The organism is Rahnella sp. ATs2 (assembly GCF_051851855.1).
In the GTDB taxonomy this organism is placed as follows: Bacteria; Pseudomonadota; Gammaproteobacteria; order Enterobacterales; family Enterobacteriaceae; genus Rahnella; species Rahnella variigena.
In genome coordinates this window covers 205503-223153 of record NZ_JBLYPL010000003.1, presented here as the reverse complement: position 1 = coordinate 223153, position 17651 = coordinate 205503, and the positions used below count along the sequence as shown (strand labels likewise).

The 17651-nt window shown below is 50.5% G+C and carries 13 protein-coding genes and 2 pseudogenes; 4 read left to right on the top strand and 11 right to left on the bottom strand.

Features of this window, described 5'->3' with window-relative positions; translation table 11 throughout:
- Window positions 1–242 precede the first annotated feature (242 nt).
- A complete protein-coding gene (locus ACJY2G_RS04155) occupies window positions 243–1181 on the top strand; it encodes an aminoimidazole riboside kinase (RefSeq protein ID WP_439291344.1) in 939 nt (312 codons plus the stop codon).
- A gap of 73 nt (window positions 1182–1254) precedes the next feature.
- Window positions 1255–2250 (top strand): LacI family DNA-binding transcriptional regulator, encoded by a 996-nt coding sequence (locus ACJY2G_RS04150; RefSeq protein WP_113877713.1) that lies wholly within the window; start codon window positions 1255–1257, stop codon window positions 2248–2250.
- 2 nt (window positions 2251–2252) lie between these two features.
- Here ACJY2G_RS04150 and ACJY2G_RS04145 read toward each other — a convergent pair whose 3' ends face one another.
- The 4 genes from ACJY2G_RS04145 to ACJY2G_RS04130 all read right to left on the bottom strand — a co-directional run bounded on the left by ACJY2G_RS04145 (window position 2253) and on the right by ACJY2G_RS04130 (window position 7473).
- Window positions 2253–3692, bottom strand: coding sequence for a glycoside hydrolase family 32 protein (locus ACJY2G_RS04145; protein ID WP_439291342.1), 1440 nt, complete (start codon window positions 3690–3692; stop codon window positions 2253–2255).
- Window positions 3689–4954: an MFS transporter gene (locus ACJY2G_RS04140; RefSeq protein ID WP_431012100.1), complete on the bottom strand. Its 1266-nt coding sequence runs from the start codon at window positions 4952–4954 to the stop codon at window positions 3689–3691. The genes ACJY2G_RS04145 and ACJY2G_RS04140 overlap by 4 nt, the downstream gene beginning before the upstream one ends.
- A 315-nt stretch (window positions 4955–5269) precedes the next feature.
- Window positions 5270–6292, bottom strand: a complete 1023-nt coding sequence (locus tag ACJY2G_RS04135) for a hypothetical protein (RefSeq protein ID WP_439291340.1) — start codon at window positions 6290–6292, stop codon at window positions 5270–5272.
- Window positions 6293–6585: 293 nt separating this feature from the next.
- A complete protein-coding gene (locus ACJY2G_RS04130; protein WP_439291339.1) occupies window positions 6586–7473 on the bottom strand; it encodes a MurR/RpiR family transcriptional regulator in 888 nt (295 codons plus the stop codon).
- A gap of 453 nt (window positions 7474–7926) precedes the next feature.
- Here ACJY2G_RS04130 and ACJY2G_RS04125 point away from each other — a divergent pair, with 453 nt between their 5' ends.
- Together ACJY2G_RS04125 and ACJY2G_RS04120 are read left to right on the top strand one after the other, a co-directional pair.
- The gene (locus ACJY2G_RS04125; RefSeq protein ID WP_159281645.1) at window positions 7927–10056 is read left to right on the top strand and encodes a TonB-dependent siderophore receptor; all 2130 of its coding nucleotides are present in this window, start codon (window positions 7927–7929) and stop codon (window positions 10054–10056) included.
- A 34-nt stretch (window positions 10057–10090) separates the two neighbouring features.
- The gene (locus ACJY2G_RS04120; RefSeq protein WP_439291405.1) at window positions 10091–11203 is read left to right on the top strand and encodes an ABC transporter substrate-binding protein; all 1113 of its coding nucleotides are present in this window, start codon (window positions 10091–10093) and stop codon (window positions 11201–11203) included.
- Between the two features lie 125 nt (window positions 11204–11328).
- Here ACJY2G_RS04120 and ACJY2G_RS04115 read toward each other — a convergent pair whose 3' ends face one another.
- The 7 genes and pseudogenes from ACJY2G_RS04115 to ACJY2G_RS04085 form a co-directional block, all read right to left on the bottom strand.
- Window positions 11329–11715, bottom strand: a complete 387-nt coding sequence (locus ACJY2G_RS04115) for a methionine-R-sulfoxide reductase (RefSeq protein ID WP_112289111.1) — start codon at window positions 11713–11715, stop codon at window positions 11329–11331.
- A gap of 112 nt (window positions 11716–11827) precedes the next feature.
- Entirely contained in the window at window positions 11828–12871 is a 1044-nt protein-coding gene (dctP, locus tag ACJY2G_RS04110) for a TRAP transporter substrate-binding protein DctP (protein ID WP_439291337.1), read from the bottom strand.
- Window positions 12872–12956: 85 nt separating this feature from the next.
- Window positions 12957–13082 (bottom strand): annotated as a pseudogene (locus ACJY2G_RS04105) (SDR family oxidoreductase); the annotation flags it as partial.
- A gap of 9 nt (window positions 13083–13091) precedes the next feature.
- A pseudogene (locus tag ACJY2G_RS04100) lies at window positions 13092–14209 on the bottom strand (NADH-dependent flavin oxidoreductase).
- Between the two features lie 12 nt (window positions 14210–14221).
- Window positions 14222–15280 (bottom strand): alpha/beta hydrolase, encoded by a 1059-nt coding sequence (locus tag ACJY2G_RS04095; RefSeq protein WP_439291335.1) that lies wholly within the window; start codon window positions 15278–15280, stop codon window positions 14222–14224.
- A gap of 192 nt (window positions 15281–15472) precedes the next feature.
- Entirely contained in the window at window positions 15473–16363 is an 891-nt protein-coding gene (locus ACJY2G_RS04090; RefSeq protein WP_439291333.1) for a LysR substrate-binding domain-containing protein, read from the bottom strand.
- Between the two features lie 273 nt (window positions 16364–16636).
- On the bottom strand, window positions 16637–17554 hold the full coding sequence (locus ACJY2G_RS04085) for a LysR family transcriptional regulator (RefSeq protein WP_132966172.1): 918 nt from the start codon (window positions 17552–17554) through the stop codon (window positions 16637–16639).
- Between the last annotated feature and the right edge of the window lie 97 nt (window positions 17555–17651).

The window sequence follows — 17651 nt, the reverse complement described above, 5'->3', positions numbered from 1 at the left end:
TTCAGAGGAAGTTTAATTATTATAGGAAAACCATTTTGCTAAATTGCTAAACTGGTTTTCCTGAGCACAATAAACACCCGCTATGTATTTACGCAACGAAGTTCGGCAGCCTTGTGCCGGATTTGTGATCTTGCTGGCAATTCCCAATGTCGTCCTGAAAATTCATTTGCTCTTGATTAGCTAAACCGGTTCTTCTATTTTATCGACAGACGATTTATCAGGATTATGAAAAGGGAATGAAGATGAATAACCGGGTTTGGGTACTTGGCGATGCCGTGGTGGATTTGATCCCTGAGCAGGATGGCCGCTTATTAAAATGTCCGGGCGGAGCACCGGCAAACGTTGCCGTCGGCATCTGTCGTCTCGGCGGCGATAGCGCTTTTATCGGACGCGTGGGTGATGACCCGTTCGGGACGTTTCTGATGAAGACCCTGGATGATGAGGGCGTCAATACAGAGTGCATGACGCCTGATCCGCATCACCGCACTTCCACGGTGGTGGTGGAAAACGACGCTGACGGCGAGCGTTCCTTCACATTTATGGTGCGTCCGGGCGCGGATTTATTCCTCCAGGCCACCGACATTCCGGCGTTTAGCGCAGGACAGTTTTTACACTTGTGTTCGATTGCCTTATCCGCAGAACCTTCCCGGGCTTCGGCTTTTCTGGCAATGGCGAAGATGAAAGCGGCGGGCGGATATGTCTGTTTTGATCCCAATATCCGGCATGACTTGTGGCCTGATGAGGAACAGCTGCGTGACAATCTTGACCGCGCCTTGTCGCTGGCGGATGTGATTAAAATATCGGAGGACGAGCTGGAATTTCTGACCGGAGAAGGGCTGTTGTCCGAGGGAATGCTGCGCCTGTGTGATCGTTATAACCCCGAAATGTTGCTGGTCACGCAGGGGAAACAAGGTGTGTCGGTCTACCGGAAGAAAAATGCCAGCCTGAAGCATTACCCGGCACCCGAAGTGCGGGCGGTGGATACTACCGGTGCAGGAGATGCCTTTGTCGCCGGGCTGCTGGCCGGACTGGCGCAACACTGGCCACTGACCTCAGACAGCGCATGGCAGCAAACCATTCATCAGGCGCTGGCGTGCGGGGCGCTTGCCACCACCGCGAGAGGCGCAATGACCGCTTTGCCCGACAGCGCGACCTTAAAGGCGTTTTCCTCTCAGATCTGATCTGAATAGATTTACTCCCAGACCCTTTTTTTGTGTAGGATCAGGGGAGTCAATTTTGCCGGACCGGAGAGTTATGGCTTCGCTGAAAGAAGTAGCACAACTGGCCGCGGTGTCGCTGATGACAGTGTCCCGCGCCATTAACGAACCGCAACGGCTAAAGCCCGAGACACTGGCGCGTGTTCAGACGGCGATCAGCGCCCTGAATTATGTGCCTGATTTTTCCGCACGCAAGATGCGTGGCCGCAGTACCAAAGTCTCGACTCTGGGTGTGCTGGCGCTTGATACCGCCACCACGCCATTTTCCGTTGAACTCCTTCTCTCGATAGAACTGACCGCGCGTGAATTTGGCTGGAGCAGTTTTCTGGTCAATATCACGTCGCAGGAAGACAGTAAGCGGGCGGTCAGTCAGCTGCTTTCTCAGCGCCCGGACGGCATTATCTTTACGACCATGGGGCTGCGTGAAGTAGAAATCCCGGAACGTCTGCTGGATAAAAACCTGGTGCTGGCAAACTGCCTGAGCCGCGAACACACGCTGCCGGGTTACATTCCTGATGACTTTGAAGGGCAGTATCAGGCGATGAAAGCCCTGATCAAGAAAGGTTACCAGCGTCCGCTATGCTTTTATTTACCCGATTCAATACCTGCCGGGATTTGCAGAAGGGCGGGCGCGGAAGCGGCATGGCAGGAAGCCGGATTGCCTGCACAACAACTGCGCCAGTTTCATATGGCGTCGGGTGACGAGCATTATCGCGATGTGGTGGCTTTACTTAATGAATTTACCCCGCACGATAAGCCGGATTTTGATGTGCTGGTGTGCGGCAACGATCGTATTGCGTTTCTGGCCTATCAGGTATTGCTGGCGAAAGGCATCGCCATCCCGCAGCAGGTGGCGGTTCTGGGTTATGACAACATGGTCGGTATCGGTGATCTGTTCCAGCCGCCGCTGACCACGGTGCAGTTGCCGCACCGCGAGATAGGCCGTGAAGCGGTATTGCATCTGATCGAACAGCGCCCGAACAGCGGAGTGATCCAGATTTCCTCCCCGCTGCTTGAGCGTGCTTCTTTGTGACGTTATTCGGTGCGCAGTGTCCAGCTATCTCCCTGACTTAACATGGCCTGTCCTTTTTCTGCAAAGAGAGAAAGGGCGCGCTTGTCCGGCTGCGGATAAATTCTGCTGCTGAACGTTTTCTCCCCCTGATTAACAAAAACTTCCACCGATGAGCGGTCGATAAAGACACGCAATTCCAGATGATTGCTTTCCGGCAGCGCGACACTGCGGCTGTCCTGAATTCTGTATGCGGAATAATCCCGGTTCAGAAAGAGTCTTTGTGTCTGTTTGTCCACGAACAGGCAAAGACCGTCGCCGAGCGTGATGCCAAAGCGTTCTGCGTCCGAATGACTGAGATCCCATTGCAGGATAATTTCAGTCGCCTGAGCATTTTCAGAAAGTTGCTGCACGCTGCTTTTCAGCACGCAGGGCGTCAGCGGGCGATGTTCCCGGCGAAGTGTGCAGACTTCCTCTGCCGGCATCATGCGGACTTTTCCGTCACGTAACGTCAGCTCGCGGGGCAGGGTTAGGCAGCCCGCCCAGCCTTCTTCTTTGGACGGCATCACCGATTCCCACATATCCATCCAGGCGATAATGATCCGGCGTCCGTCAGCCGCAGTGAATGACTGCGGCGCATAGAAGTCGTGCCCGTGGTCGAGTTCCATAAAGCCTTGCGTAATCTCAAAGTGGTGACCCGGCTGCCAGTGCCCGCGCAGATAACCGCTCTGGAATAAATTCTGATAATCATGGCCCTGCGTGCAGATCCCTTGCGGCGAGCACATCAGAATATTTTCATCGCCCAGCGGGAAAAAATCCGGGCATTCCCACATATAACCGTCACCGGCGTCGGCTTTGGCGAGAACGCGATCAAACGTCCAGTCGCGCAAGCTGGTGCCTTTATAAAGCAGTACTTGTCCACAATCGCTGGCGTCACGGGCACCGACGACCATCCACCAGTGACCGTCTTCCTGCCACACTTTCGGATCGCGAAAGTGCATGATATTTTCCGGCGGCGTCAGCACCACACCCTGTTTGGTAAAATGAATACCGTCCTGACTGGTTGCCAGACATTGTACTTCGCGGATGGCGCTGTCATTGCCTTCACCATTGAGCCAGACGTGGCCGGTGTATATCAGGCTCAGCGTGCCATTGTCATCGACGGCACTGCCCGAGAAGCAACCGTCGCGGTCGAATTCTTCCCCCGGCGCCAGTGCCACCGGCTGATGCTGCCATCTCACCATATCCTTGCTGGTGGCGTGCCCCCAGTGCATTGGCCCCCAGTTTTCACTGAACGGGTGGTGCTGATAAAACGCGTGATATACCCCCTGATGATAAATCAGGCCATTCGGGTCATTCATCCAGCCGGCCGGAGGGGCGAGGTGAAAGTTGGGATAAAAGGCGTTACCGCGCTGGTTTGTTGCCTGATTAAGCGCCAGTTGCGCGCGTTCAAGTTTTGTATTCATACCATCTCACTTTTATTCAGAAGCATGTTTTTGGATGCCGGGGAAGGTGGAGCCTGGCTTTTTTCGCCGGTCAGCAGGAAAACGGAAACGAGAGTGAGCACCAGAACCAGCGTCCCCATGATCATGTAAGTGTCAGCAAAGCCCAGCAGGTCATAGCCGTGACCGGCCAGTGGCGACAACACACTGGCGCAGACTTGCGTAATGAACTGGAATCCCACCAGATATAGCGTTGCGGAAAGGCGCGGGTCAAAGCGGGTGGTAATGTATTTAAACATCGCAATCAGCAGGATGGGCAGCTCAACAGCGTGCAGCAATTTCATGCAGGAAATGGTGACCGCATCCGCTGCCAGGCCTGATCCAAACACGCGCAGTGCCATGATCGTCCCGCTGAGTAACAGTCCGTTTTTCGCCCCGATTTTGTTGACAACAAAAGGTGCCAGGAACATGCCGCCCGCTTCCAGAAACACCTGGAAAGAGTTAAGGAAACCGTACATCTCGTTGCCGTGGCGGACATCAGAAAACAGTGACGCGAAATACACCGGAAATTGCTGGTCGTAGACGTTGTAAACGCTGACGCCGGTAACAAAAACAATCAGTGCCCAGAATCGCGGGAGGCGGAACAGGGTCATGGCATCGCTGAGCGTCAGGGTGCTGGATTTGCCGTATTCGAGCTGGCTCAGGGCATCCGTTTTCACTTCCCGAAGTTGCCATAGCAGCAGCAGAAAAATGGCAGCCGAACAGGAAGCCATCCAGAAGTTGAGGTCGGGATTGATATTAAACAGCATCCCGGCAAAGAAGGTTGCGACGGCCCAGCCCAGTGAACCCCACATTCTGGCTTTACCGAACTCAAATCCAAGAATACGACTGACGCGCTCGGTGTAAGACTCCAGCGCACCGATCCCGGCAAAAAAAGTCGCACCGACATACAAACCGCCCGCCACAGCGCCTGACAAAATACTGATCTTCAGCAGCGGCGCAAAAACGAAAATAAAGAAAGGCCCGCTGATGAGTAACAGAAAACCCAGAAACCAGAGCAGGTTTTTACGCAACCCCAGTTTGTCCTGAATGAAACCGTACAGTGGCTGTGCACAAAGTGCGGTCAGCGCGACGGCGGAAAAAAACAAGCCTGTTTCAGTGCCTTTCAGCCCGACCTTCTGGCTCAGCCACAATGAGATAAGCGAAAAGGCGGAAGACCAGGTGTAGAAAAAGGAAAAAAGTAAACCACTCAGCAATGCGTAATGACTTCGTTGACTGTTTTTCATGGCATGTCCGGGTTTGAATCGTCACAAGGAGTCATATTGTTAACGTTAACATATGAGTTTTCAAAGATTCATAAAGCGCAAATTATGATGTTAATCACGAATGTTAACGTTAACATTTATGGAGTGTGATCAAAGTATCATTTTTCGGGAAGGGCATCTCTTTGTTGAGTGAGGCGAGCGGGTCAGCGAAAACAAAACGAGAAGGAGCATGGGAGGAAAAAGGGCAGGTGAAGCAGCTTCCGGGACTGAATAAAAAAGGAGGAGATATTGCTATCTCCTCCCGTGTTTTACATCAGGACATTTACAGGGCTGTCATTACAACGGGCGCTGATGGGTATAAACAGCACGGGGTTGAGTACGGCGCCCCAGCATACCCATAAAGCCCGCCAGAATGGCTTCGATCACTAACATCACAAAGGTAAACCAGCTGGCTTTCGCCGTTGCAGCAGCTGCTTTTTCAGCGGCTTCGCGGGCTTTCTGCTCTGCCTGCTGTTTCAGTTCTTCATATTTTGCACGGGCCTGCTGATAGGTTTTTTCAGCCTGGCTGACAATCTGATCGACTTCCTGATCGCTTTTTCCGGTACGGGCTTTAATGATATTTTTCAACGCGTCACGGTCAGCTGCCTGGAATGTATCTGCATTACGACTAATTAAACCTTTAATAAAATTAGTGAGATCCGTATCGGCGGTTTGCGGATGATTACTGGTGTCAGCCGCCTGATTTTGGGCATTGTTTACTTCACCCTGGGCTTTATTTTGCAGGTTCTCTGGTTGCAACTCCGGTTTCCCGGTCTGGCGCAGAGTGGTTTCAAGTTCATTCTGCAGACTGTCGAGATTAATATTATTTTCTCCCAGCTTGTCTTTTACCATTTGACCTACCGGTGGCGCAGCGGCAGATATTCCACTGCCTAACGTTTGTAACCCGGATCCCACAACACTGGCTGCACCGCTGACCGCATTATTGACGACCACAATCAGGAACCAGGTGCAGATTAAGGTGTTTACCCCAAACATCAATACGCCATGCAAAGCTCCCTCACGCTGAGCCAGTCGTCCGCTGGCATAGGCCCCGGCCGCAATGGAAATCAACATGCTGATGCCTGTCCAGATGGCCGCTCCTTTCCCTAATCCATCGAGCGGGTTTTGCTCTTTCAGGGGATCAATGGTACTGGCTCCGATCGCCGTCCCTAATATTGCCAGTAACAAATAAACCACCATTGAAATAATGACGCCGGCAAAAATAGCACTCCACGAAATACGTTTAAGCGGCACTCCGTTCGCAGGCTCAATCAACGTTTCGTTATAAACTTCAGTGGCAGGCCTTTGATGATCAGTCATTTGGACATCTCCATATATCGCCATATTTTTGATAGTAAGAAGGGAGCTTACCCCCTCATAATCACTGCTTATCCTGGCTAATGTCAGTGAATAATCACACGATTACATTAGCTGCCTTAATGTTAGTAAGAGAATGACGATTACACCAAAAAATAATTATTTCGCTAAATAATCAGGACGTTATTTACGACATGTCGCGCGCGTAAGTAATATCCCTGAGCATTGAGGGGAGAGGATCTCAGGAATAAAAAATTTAACCCGCTGTGTAATTACGCAGATCCGTTACATGATCTTCATTTAGAACGGGGAGCATTTAAGGCTTTGTTCAGATCCTGGATCCGCTTCATCGTTTTCATGGTTCGCGATGCAGATGCGGAAGCGACGGACAAAATCAGCATCTCAAGACACACCAGGACAGTGCCATGAAGTGGCATTCTGCCATTCTCACCCCCCCGCGGCACATTGATAACGACGGTGGCTTCCCTGGTGAAAAAGGATTCCGCGGCATTTGTCAGTAATATTATCGGAATACCCAGACGTTTCGCCTCATGTACCGTTGTTTTTCCCTCACGGTGCGCACTCTTCTGCGCCATCATGATCAGCACATCTCCACGCTGCAAGCCGATCAGTTGTTCCGCCAGCGCAATTCCCGAACGGTTAAGGCAGATAGCGGGAATGCCAATGCGGGTGAACAGTCTCGCACTGTACTCGGCCAGAATGCCGGACGCATTGATACCAAACAGCGCCACCTGACGGGCACCGGCCATTAAGGCAATGGCTTCAGAAATAGCCTGTCGGTTTGCGGGTTCTGCCAGGGCATCACAAGCGCGCTTATGGCCATCAAGTACAAAGTCCATTCCTGACGTCATATCACACGAGAGTTCGCTGACGGTGGTGATCATCTTTTCTTCAGAATTGACCGATGTCCCAAACCAGGCCTCCAGCGTTTTTTTCATATCCCGCAAGCCAGCAAAACCTAATGCCTGGACAGCACGTATTACCGTCGCATCGGAAACTTCTGTGGCGGCAGCAATCTCCATGGCCGTCGCGTCCAGCGCTGCTTCGCGATTGTTCTGGATGTAAGACGCAACGGTTTGCAATCCTGGCGGGAGCGTATGAGCCCGTGCGCGATATCGTTCTCCGAAAACATCGATCCTTTTTTTAATTCGCACATCTGCCATGGAGTTTTACTTATCCTCTTAATTTTTAATCACTTAAAAATGACATCGGGTTAACGGACTCTTTCACCATCTTAGCAATGTAGTGTTTTTAGGGGGAAGGATATTTTTAATCCGGAGCACTAAAGTCTTGGATTTTTGATTCCGGGGAAGGGGTTTGTTATTATTTTTAATTAAATCAATATCTTAATGTTGTCTCTGCTTTGCCAGTAAAGGCACGGCCTGATGCGTATTCATGTAGCAGAATACTGAAAAAGACAATTTACTACTACATCAGTGCATGGTTGAATGATAATCAATTGCATTGCTGGGGCAATTTGTTGTCCCATCAGAATAAAAATAAAGACAGTGAACAGCCAGAAGATATAACCCATTTCTTTATGTGGATGTTGTTTTAACGCTATCTGGCATTTTTTTTACGGAAAAAGGCGTCATTTTCATACCAGGTCGAATTAAATGAATAATAAAGCGTTATTTAATTTTAAAAGAAAACACCATCCTGCACTAATTGCCGCTCTTTATGGCGTCGCGATGATAACCCCAAATACCGGTTATTCAGCAGACGATGGCGATACCCTGACTATTAGCGGTCAGGAGCAAAATAATCAGGGGTACAGCGCAGGCTCAAGTTCTGTTGCCAGCAAAACGCCGACACCTCGTCTTGACGAAGCGCAGTCGGTCAGCGTGGTGACCCGGCAACAGCTGGATGACTATCAGGCTGAGAGCCTTTCTGACGCGATGCGTTTTGTTGCGGGTGTGAGCGAGGGCAATACGCTGGCGGGCACGGAGGATGGCTTTGTCCGCCGTGGCTTCGGTTCCAACTCTGATGGTTCTGTTTATCGTGACGGGGTACGCAGCAGCCAGGGCCTCAATTTTGATGCCACCACGGAACGCGTTGAAGTGCTGAAAGGCTCTGCTTCTTTACTGTATGGGATCCAAAACCCGGGTGGCGTGATTAATCTTGTGAGCAAAAAGCCGCAATACGACTGGCATACCAAAGTCAGCGGGCGTTATGCCAGTGAGGGCGGCGGCGCAGGGACAGTGGATATTACCGGCCCGCTGGGTAACGGGTTTGCATTTCGCATGATCGCTGAAAAACAAGATCAGGATTACTGGCGTAATTTTGGCAGCGACAAGCACACGTTACTCTCTCCGTCCCTTCAATGGTATGGCGAAAAGGCCAGTTTCCTGATCAGCTATTCTGATTATCGCTACGACATTCCTTACGATCGCGGTACCGCTTTTATTAACGGCAAACCGATCGATATCGGCTATAAAGACCGGCTGGACGACAAGTCAAACCGAGCCTGGGGGCATAATAAAACCCTGAACGCTCATTATGACTGGCAGTTCAGCGACGACTGGAGTACCCGTCTCACGCTTGGCTGGAACCAGCGCCGCTACGACAATGACGAAGTCAGGGTAACCGCAGTGAACACCACAACCGGTGCGGTGACGCGCAGGGCGGATGCTAACCGCGGCTTTAATCACAAGACCAAATATGTTTCCTGGGATTTGCTGGGCTCTCAGGACATTCTGGGCATGAATCACAATATTGTGCTGGGTACGGATTATGAGATGAACCAGACCTATCGTGCTCATCAATATCAGGGCAAGGCGAACAGCAGCTTTAACTATAATGATCCGCAATACGACATCCTCTCACCGGTCGTCGACAGCACAACAGAAAATACCGCGAACGGAAATAATCTGAACCGTATCCACAGCCGTTCAGTGTATGCAAAAGACAGTATTTCGCTGACTCCCAACTGGATTGCCGTCGTCGGCGGCCGTTATCAGCATTATGAACAGCGTGCTTCAAAGGGATTTGATCCGGTTGTTCAGACCCTGGATTCCGAAGGCAATAAGTTCCTGCCACAGGCAGGGCTGATTTATAAAGTCACGCCTGATGTCTCCCTGTACAGCAGCGTCAGCAAGTCCTTTACCCCGTCCACGGATGTTGATGATGACGGCAACGTCGGCAAGCCGGAGCAGGGCACGACCTGGGAAGTGGGCAGCAAATGGCAGATGACACCGCGCCTGTTTGCCAGTGTGGCGCTGTATCGTATTGATGAGCGAGATATGTCGCTCAGCATCAACGGAAACACCCGCGCCATTGATAAAGCGCGCTCAAGCGGTGCTGAATTTGAGCTTAACGGTGAAATTCTGCCTGACTGGGATGTCAGCGCGAATTACAGCTATGACAAGGCGGAAATTGTCGATGATGGCGTGAATTCCGCCAATAATGGCAACCGCCTGCAAAACGCGCCACGCCATTCAGGGGCACTTTATCTGAGTCATAATCTGACTATTAACGGCCTGCCGGGGGATTTCCGCATCGGCGGGGGAGCACGTTATGTCGGCACGCGGGCGGGGGATCCGGAAAACAGTTTCACGCTGCCTGATTATGTCGTCGCTGACAGTTTCGTGGCCTGGAATAACCGCCTGTTCGGTGAGAAAACCCAGCTGAAACTGAACCTGAATAATCTGTTTAATAAACATTATTACACCTCCAGCGGCGGTAATCTTCGCGTGCGGGAAGGTGAAACCCGTAATTTAATGGTGCAGGCAAGTGTTGAATTCTAATCTGAATATGGCTTCTGTTCGCGGCAAGAAACGTATGCTGCATGTGCTGGTTAGCCTGCTGCTTATGCTGTTACTGGCGCTGATAAGTCTGAAAGCGCAGGCGCGGACCATTATCGATATCGACGGCAAGCATGTTGAAATTCCGGATAATCCGCAGCGTATTGTGCTGGGTGAAAGCCGCATGCTCTATACGCTGGCGATGCTGGAACCCGGCGATCCGGTCAGACGCATCGTCGGCTGGCCCCTTGATTTGAAGAAATATGACAGTCAGATCTGGCAGATATTTGTGCAGAAATTCCCTGATATGCTGGCTATTCCGTCGCTGGGGCTGGGCGGGACGAATGACATGAATCCTGAAAAGGTGCTGGCGCTCAAACCGGATCTGGTCATTTTGCCGAGTCTGGCGCGCTATGACGATGCAGATTTACGGCTAAAAGCCATGCTCGACGCAGCGCATATTCCGGTTGTTAAAATAGATCTCCGTGTGCGTCTGCTTAAAAATACCACGCGCAGTGTGGCTATCCTGGGCGAAGTGCTTAATCAGAGCGCAAGAGCGCAGGCTTTCAATCGCTTCTACGATGCGCATATGCAGGTCATTCATGAGCGCCTGGCTTCCTACCACGGAAAAAAACCGACCGTGCTTCTTCAGCTACATCTTGGACGCCGGAATGAATGTTGCGTGACGGCGGTAAAGGGAAGTCTTGGTGAACTGCTGTCCTTTGCCGGGGGAGATAACATCGCCAGCAAAACGGTTCAGGGCGTCTTTGGACGATTAAATGAGGAAACGGTGATCATGGCGCAACCCGAAGTCTACATCGCTACCGGCGCGGGTGCTGCTGAAGATCAGAATGATTTGAAACTTGGTCCTGCGATCACCCCCGACATGGCGCAGCAAAGCCTGCGTGAATTAACGGCCAGACAGAATGGATTACGTGAACTGAAAGCCCTGCATAATGGCCGAACGGGGATAATTTGGCAGAATTTCTACTTAAGTCCATGGCACGTTGCTGCGACGGAGTTTATGGCGAAGACACTATATCCGGAACTGTTTGCGGATATCGAACCGGAACACACGTTGAAGCAGATTTTCCATGATTATCTGCCGATACCTTACAGCGGCACATTCTTTGCGACTGGCGGTCAGTAAACACGTCAACCATGGCATGAGGTTTACTGAGTCCCTCAGGATAAAACATCACGCTATGATGATATTGTTGCCGTTTTCTTTATAAGGGCTGCTCCTGAGCGGCCCTTTTTCACATTGATTCCTGCTTATTCCGCCTTGTGATAATTACCTTGCTGGTCTGCGCTTTCAAAAACCATTGAAACGGAGTTCACGCAGTGACGCAGATTCTTCTCGGTTAAATATTCTCCCTCAAAGACATGCCCCAGATGCGCCTTGCAGTTGGCACAGACAATTTCGGTTCTGCGGCCATCGGCATCAGGTACGCGCTCGACCGCGCCAGGGATTTCGTCATCAAAAGCGGGCCAGCCACAGTGAGACTCAAACTTATGTTCTGACGAATACAGCGGCGCAGAACATCTTTTGCAGACATAACGGCCCGGTGAAAAGTGCTCATTATATTCACCGGTATAAGGGCGCTCCGTCCCTTTATTTTCAATAACAAAACGTTCGAATTCGTTGAGTTCTTTATTCATTCTGATGACTCCTCAGATTACAGACATTGCAGGTGCTGGCTTTCAGTTTACACGATAAACCTGACCGCGTGGCGTACGCGACCGGACCTGAGCACCTGCTGCTAAGCGCCGGTCAGCGGGAGTTCATCGACTCAGTCATCATCACGCTGACTTTTTCCATCACTGGCGCGGCCAGTGTGTTGCCTTGCGCTTCTTGCTGTTTTACCCACTGAGCCTGAGCGTCCTGATAGCGGGTAACCTGTTTCCAGTGGGTCACTTCGCTGTGTTGCAGCTCGCGGACATTTGCGCCGTCTTTTCGCAGGGCATCGAGCTGTGGTTCATAATTGCTGTCCATCACTGAACCGGCAGTTTTGTAGGCGATGCCGGCAGCGCGGGTGATGGCGTCTTTATCCTGCTGCGCCAGTTCGTTCCAGACTTTCTGATTCATCACCAGCAGATAAACATGGCCCAGCCACAGCTCTTTCGAGACTAAAACATCAGGTGCCATCTTCTGAATTTTAAGATCATAACCGCTGTCGACATTGACCATAATGCCGTCCAGCGTACAGGTTTTAAAGGCTTCCACAGTCTGCGGCCCCCACGGCATGGTCACCGGCGTGGCACCGGCATTACGCAGAAAACCCTGATGCCAGAAACTGGCTGAACGCCAGGTTGTCCCTTTAATATCCTCAAGGTTTTTGAGCGGATGTGTGCTGAAAAATGCCAGCGGATAACCCGTGGCAATCAGCACATTCACTACGCCTGCTTTTTTCAGTTCAGCAGGGAAAGCGGGGATTTCAGTAAAAACGCGACGGAAGAAAGCAATTTGCTTATCGCCGGAAGGCCCGACCGGAAAGCTTTTGAAGATCTGATGCAGCGGCAGTTCTTTCGAGGCATATTCCGGCACGACAATGCCGATATCTGCTGTCTTTCCCTCGCGCACGGTGCGTAATGCGTCGTAGCTGGTCGAAAGTTCGCCGCCCCAGTGCGCTTCAATCTTAAGGCGCCCCTGAGATTCTTTTTCGACAGCAGGAAAGAACACGTCGTGGATAAAACGTGTACGCATTCCGCCCAGCGGTTCGTGATCGGTATATCGCAAGGTGGTAGTGGCTGAAACAGCCGCCGGTAAAAGGAGCAGGGCGAGCGCAAACGCCAGAGGTTTTCTGATTAATTCCATGTAATCTCACATTTTGGTCAGGCAAAACCTGAGTTTATCTGCTGACCAAAAATGTGAATGTGCGTTAAAACAGGTTATGCAGAAAGATGTAGGTTCCGTTCGGGCCGAACAGGAATCCGGCCAGTGTGCCGATTTCATCTGGCGTACCCCCGCGACCTGCCGGTGACCTGGCGAGCATATTTTGATAAAACGCGCCGCGTTCATCACGGTTAGGCCGTATTTAACGGATGTTAAACCAGCCAGTCGTTTCCTCAATTACACGCCACAGTTTTTGGGGTATAGCAAGTTTCTCTACGTCTGATGCAGCAATATTGAGAGCAATTTTTCCTTCAGCTTTGCCATCCACGAATTGAACCCAGTCTGGGTTCATAACCATACCCTGACCTACTGCCGTCAATGATACGCCTGCTTTTACAGCATCCTCGGCTTGCTCTGGTGTTCGCAACTGCCCGGCAACAATCAGAGGTATACGTCCAGCAAGGTGCTCACGCACGATTTCGATGACTTTGGGGCCATTCGGTGCATCAACTGGTCTGGCTTCAAGTGCATTACCGAGTGATACATGAAGATAATCAATACCCTCATCGACCAGGCGGTCAACCAGCTGAAGCGACTCATCAATGCGCAACCCATCTTCGTAATGCTCATCAGGGGAAATGCGGTATCCCATCAGGAAGGGATGGGTTGCATGCTCAGCAATCGTTTTACGCACACTCTCAATGACGCTGAGCGGGAAACGCATACGGTTTTTAAGAGAGCCGCCCCATTGATCTTCTCTACGGTTGGAATGAGGTGAGAAAAAGTTCTGAAGTAAAAAACCATGAGCACCATGTAGCTCAACACCATCAAATCCTGCTTCTATTGCACGGCGAGTTGCTTCCCCGAATCCTGAATAACAGTTTCGACTTCAGTGCATGTCAGTTCACGAGGGGTAACGGACGGTGCGAAAGGACTGGCGTCACCGGGAATAGCACTTGCAGCCACAATATCCGAAACCAGTTCAGGGCTGGTTTTTACACCTGCATGGAATATTTGTAAAATTGCCGGTGCTCCACCGCTTTTTGCAGCTATAGCAAGGCGCTTTAAACCGGGAATAAATTTGTCGTCATACGCAGCAAACTCTCCCGTAAACCCAATGCCGTTTTCCTGAACATGTGTACAGCCAGTAATGACCAGCCCGATATCCTGAACGCGTCGACGATAATATGCTTCTTCCTCATCAGATACCGTGCCGTCATCATTACCCGCCCAGGTCGTCATCGGAGCCATCACAATACGGTTGCGCAGCGTCACACTTTTACCAAGTGGAAATTTTTCTAGTAGTGGAGTTTGTTTCATGGATAGTCATACCTATGCGAGATTTTTCTTGAAGAAAGGAGCCAGCTTACTCGCTGCAACCGTTGCACCCTGACCATCATAGAGGTCCATATGGGTGGCACCCGGAATAATATGCAGCGTTTTTTGAACAGAGGCCGCAGTGTTGTGTAATTCCTGGCTGTGCCAGAGCGATCCTGCTTTACTACCGGCTACAATCAGAAGTGGTTGTGTTAAATAGACATCCGCCCCTTCAAATCCGGTGAAAGACGCCAGCGTACTGATACTTGTCATCAGCATTTGATTGGTAGAAGTCGGATATTTTCCGCGTTCGGTCAGATAGTAGTCCGCAGCCTCCTGAAGATCTTTGGGGGCACTGGTGTCACCCAATTTGGGCACATAGTTGACATAAACCGGTGCGCCGCCTGCTGCTTCGACTGTGCGCTGTTTAGCAACCGCATCCAGAGTTGGAATGAGTTCAGATTCTGATGTTGTTCCTTCCCAGCCTTTACGGGTCGCAGCTCCAACATCTACGGCACTGACCGTTGCCAGCGCTTTGATTCGTCGTTCCGTCATCGACGCTTTAACCGTGATACCACTGCCTGCACAAACGCCTAATGCGCCGATTCGATTATTATCGACATAAGGCAGAATCGTCAGGTAATCGACTGCACTATAGAAATCGACGACTCGCTTCATGGGGTCATCAACAAAACGCGGTAATCCGCCACTAGCCCCCTGATGGGAGGCATCAAACGCCAGGGTGACAAATCCTTCTTTAGCCAGTTTGAGGGCATAAAGTCCAGCTGTCTGTTCCTTAACGCCACCACCAGGGTGGACAACGACAATAGCAGCGTATTGACGGTTTTCGCTGAAATCCGGGGGGACGTAGATATTTCCGGACATCATTATCTCATTGTTCCGGAACAGAACGCTGGTGACTGTGATGCCATCTACGTGTGTAGTGGTGCCAGATGTATTAGGCGTAGGTGAGAGCATGGCTGAGGCATGACCCGCCATCAGTAATCCTGCTGAGGCCACTGAACTCGTCAGGATAAAATTACGGCGACTTAACCCACCTGTTTTTTTACTCATTGCAAGACTCCTTCATATACATGATGGCGGCCCTGGCCGCTGAAAGAACATGGATTGTTTCAGCGGCCATCTTAATCTCTTTAGTATTGAGAAATTAGATGCTTAATTTCGCATGGGCTTAGAAGGAGGTTTTATTAATAGGGTTATAAGTCACTGAGTTCGACATGAAACAGGACAAACAGCGCTCAAAGGTTATGGGGCACGGAGTGCTTTGAGCACAAGTGCAAATGCCGGAGAATGTTGTAGACGGCTGGGGTAGTAAAGATGATAGGGGGGACGCGGTGGACACCAGTCTGTCAGCACCTGGACTAACATCCCGTTCTCAAGATAATTCTCCACGATATCTAGCGGCAGATAAGCAAGTCCCAGTCCATCAAGGGCGGCCTGCCTCATCATATTTATCGTGCTGAAAGTCGCTCGTCCATCAATACGGACCTTAATTTCCGTCTCATCCTTGCGAAACTCCCAGGTATAGAATCCGCCATGAGTGGGCAGGCGTAATCTGATACAGCTATGATCGTTTAAATCACGAGGCGTTCCCGGATAGGACTTCCCCATGAAATAAGAGGGCGCTCCGACCACTGCAAAACGGAAGTCCCTGGCAAGTGGCAGGGAAACCATATCCTTGTCGACCTGTTCGCCCAACCGAACGCCAGCATCATAACGCTCAGCGACAATATCTTTGAGTCCGTACTCGCTGATAATTTCAATGTTGATATCGGGATACTCAAGCATCACCGGGGCGAGTTTAGGCCAGAGAATTGTATCGGCTGCATGTTCAACGGCAGTAATACGCACAGTACCGGCTGGTTTTTCTCTCAACCCGCTGAGTGCGGCGATCTCACTTTCAATTTCGTCAAAATGTGGTCCTATACGGAAAAGTAGCCGCTCGCCAGCTTCTGTCACAGAAACGCTACGCGTGGTACGGGTAAGAAGACGAAGGCCAAGATCTGCTTCAAGAGTCCTTACGGTGTAGCTCAGCGCCGACTGCGAGACACCTAACTGAGCGGCCGCTTTTGTGAAACTTTTTTCACGGGCAACTGCGATAAAAGCTTGATAATCGTTCACATTTTTACGGCGCATTTATTGACCAGGTTTTTTGGATTAATATTTCTTACTTATAAAATAATTCCTGGCGTGGAGGTTTGTCTATTGGTAACGATCCAACGTTCCACATCCACGACAAGTATCCATTAGCACTCACTAATGCTCAATTGAACCAAGGCTTACCAACTTGCGCTTTTGGCACACAGCATACAAGTATGTGGCTGAAGGTCTGCTGTGAGCGAACAGCAGACATTCCGCATTTAGAGACCATTGTAACTCCGGGACTCTCTGTGGCTGTTTAATGTATCCTCAGGTCGCTAAGGATGTATTGCTCAAATTCTGATGTATGTATTCAATAAGCGCTCGTGTTTTAGCGGGCAAATAACGCCTGTCTGAATAAAGTGCGAACAATTGAAGTGGGGCTGGCGGTTGTTCAAACTTAATCTCGATCAGCCGTCCATCGTCGATGTAGGGTTGGCAGGCCTGTTTTGATAGAATAGCAAAACCTACACCCGCTACCGCTGCGCGTCCTGCCATCTCTCCGCTGTTTACCCGGTAATGGCCTTTAACCTTAATCGTCTCGAATACCCCCTTTTTATTCACAAACTGCCAGGGAGCACCTTTAAGTGCATTTACCGTGGTAATACAGGGTAATGTTTCAAATTGCTGTATACGAGAAGGGGTGCCATAACGCTGAATAACGGAGGGGGCTGCAACGATGGTGCAAGGAATAGTTACCAGATGACGGGCTATGTAATCACTGTCATCCAGTTGGCCACGGCTCACAATAATGGCTAAATCCAGATCGTCTCGCAGGGATTCAAGACCAGACAAATTTGTGACACAGCTAATTTCCAGATCCGGGTGCTGGCAGGCGAAATCGGCAATCACAGAACCCAGCAGTGCAGGACCTATTTCATTGGGAATACAGATACGTAGTGGCCCCTTGATCTGCATCTGCCGCAACGTTAATTCTGTTTCAGTTTGTTCAAGCGCCTCCAGTAATGGCTTCGTCCGGGTATAGAGCAGGTGCCCCGCCTGGGTGAGTTTCATATGTCGGGTGCTGCGCTCAATGAGCTGAAGATTCAGTCTGTCTTCTAACTGAGAAATACAACGACTCACGTTTGATGTCGGCATTTCAAGGACTTTAGATGCCCCAACAAAACTGTCTCTTTCAACCACCGCAATGAAAACTTTCAGGGTATTAAAATCAAGAGCTGGGCGCATGAATTATCCCATATATGATAAAAATAAGTGCCATTTTTACCATCTACTGAACAACATTGATAGCAGTTAAACTCAGATATCTTTCATCTACAGGTCG